Origin of the sequence: Citrobacter sp. wls718 (assembly GCF_005280945.1) — a bacterium.
GTDB lineage: Bacteria > Pseudomonadota > Gammaproteobacteria > Enterobacterales > Enterobacteriaceae > Citrobacter > Citrobacter gillenii.
Window position 1 is genome coordinate 35,020 of sequence record NZ_SZWV01000084.1, and the last position, 2,428, is coordinate 37,447.

1 protein-coding gene is annotated in these 2,428 nt (G+C 56.0%); it reads right to left on the minus strand.

Annotated elements, in window-relative coordinates; all coding sequences use genetic code 11:
• Positions 1–56 precede the first annotated feature (56 nt).
• The coding region (gene fdnG, locus FDW95_RS16880) for a formate dehydrogenase-N subunit alpha (protein WP_137363551.1) at positions 57–2,428 on the minus strand (2,372 nt) is incomplete at its 5' end.

Below are 2,428 nucleotides of genomic sequence, written 5' to 3' on the forward strand. Positions count from 1 at the left end.
TTAGTGGCGGATCGACGAATGATGTCTTGCGATTGATAAGCCATAGGTCGTCTCCGTTACACCTTTTCCACGTTCACGAGGAAGGACTTAAATTCCGGCGTCTGCGTGTTCGCATCACCGACGAATGGCGTTAACGTGTTAGCGATAAAGCCTTTTTTCGCCACACCTTCGTAGCCCCAGTGGATCGGAATACCGATGGTGTCGATATCCTGACCGTTGGCCTTCAGCGTGCGAATACGTTTGGTCACCACCGCTTTGGCTTTGATGTAGCCGCGGTTAGAAGAGACCTTAACGGTATCGCCGTGGGAGATGCCGAGCTTGTTCGCCAGCTTCTCGCCAATTTCCACAAACTGTTCCGGCTGAGCGATGGCGTTTAGCAGCGCGTGCTTGGTCCAGTAGTGGAAGTGCTCGGTCAGACGGTAGGTCGTCCCGACGTACGGGAACTTATCCGCTTTGCCCAGTGCTTCTTCATCGCCTTTAAAGATACGGGCAGCCGGGTTAGAGATAACGTTCGGATGCAGCGGGTTGGTGCCCAGCGGCGTTTCAAACGGCTCGTAGTGTTCCGGGAACGGCCCTTCCGCCATCTTATCGATAGCAAACAGGCGTCCCATCCCTTCGGGCTGCATGATAAACGGCCCGACGTTGCTGCCCGGTGCGGCGGCGCTGTAGTCCGGAATATCCATCCCGCTCCATTTCGCCCCATCCCATTTCAGGATCTGACGTTTTGGATCCCACGGATTCCCCTGCGGGTCAGCGGAGGCGCGGTTATACAGAATGCGACGGTTGAGCGGCCATGCCCATGCCCAGCCCAGCGTATTGCCCAGGCCCGACGGATCGGCGTTATCACGACGCGCCATCTGGTTGCCTTCCGGTGTCCAGCTACCGGCAAATATCCAGCAGCCGCTGGAGGTAGTGCCGTCATCGCGCAGTTGGGCAAATGAACTAAGCTGTTGGCCTTTCTTGACGATCACCGCACCGGTTGCCGGGTCGGTGATATCAGCCAGGGCTTTACCGTTGCTCTCCATCGCCACTTCTTCTGAAGCAGGTTCATGCGGCGTGGAGTAGTTCCAGGTCATGCTCAGCACCTGTTCCGGGTTCGCTCCCCCCTGTTCGGCGTACATCTTGCGCATGCGCAGGAAGATACCGGCGAGGATTTCACCGTCGGTGGCGGCAATCCCTGGGGCATCCGCGCCTTTCCAGTGCCACTGCAGCCAGCGTCCGGAGTTAACGATTGAGCCGTTTTCTTCGGCGAAGCAGGTGGACGGCAGACGGAACACTTCGGTCTGGATTTTTGACGGATCCACATCGTTCGACTCACCGTGGTTTTGCCAGAAGGTGGACGTTTCGGTGTTGAGTGGGTCGATAGTCACCAGGAACTTCAGTTTTGACAGTGAAGCCACGACCTTGTTTTTGTTCGGGAATGAGGCGACCGGGTTGAAGCCCTGGCAGATGTAGCCATTCACTTTGCCCTGGTTCATCATCTCGAAGTACTGCAGCACGTCGTACCCTTTATCCCACTTCGGCAGCCAGTCGAAGCCCCAGCTATTTTCCGCTGTCGCTTTATCACCAAAGAAGGCCTTCATCATCGAGACGAAGAATTTCGGGTAGTTGCCCCAGTAGTTTACCTGACCTTCCAGCAACGGTTTTGGCGTGTTGGCCGCAAGGTAAGTTTGCAGGTCGGTTTGCTTTTCGCTTGGCAGCGTCATGTAACCAGGCAGGCTCTGCGACAGCAGGCCTAAGTCAGTCAGACCCTGAATATTGGAGTGACCGCGCAGGGCGTTAACGCCACCGCCTGCCATCCCCATATTGCCGAGCAGAAGCTGGATCATCGCCATGGTGCGAATGTTCTGCGCGCCCACGGAGTGCTGCGTCCAGCCCAGCGCGTACAGGAACGACGCGGTTTTGTCTTTGGCGCTGGTTTCAGCGATGTATTCGCAGACTTTCAGGAAATCAGCCTTCGGCGTACCGCAAATGTTTTCGACAACATCCGGCGTGTAGCGGGAAACGTGCTGTTTCAGCAGATTCCACACGCAGCGCGGGTGTTGCAGCGTAACATCGCGTTTGGCGAAGCCTTTTTCATCCAGCTCGTAGTTCCAGCTGGTTTTATCGTACTTGCGTTTGTCCGCGTCATAGCCGGTGAAAAGGCCATCTTCGAAGCCATAATCTTCACGCACAATCAGACTGGCGTTGGTGTAGGCTTCGGTATATTCGCGGTTGAATTTTTCGTTATTCAGCAGGTACAGCAAGACGCCTGACAAGAAGGCAATGTCAGTACCGGAACGAATGGGTGCATAGAAATCTGCCACCGCTGCGGTTCGCGTAAAGCGAGGATCGACCACAATCAGCTTCGCGCCGTTGTGAATTTTGGCTTCCATCGCCCAGCGGAATCCGACCGGGTGAGCTTCAGCGGCGTTACCGCCCATCACCA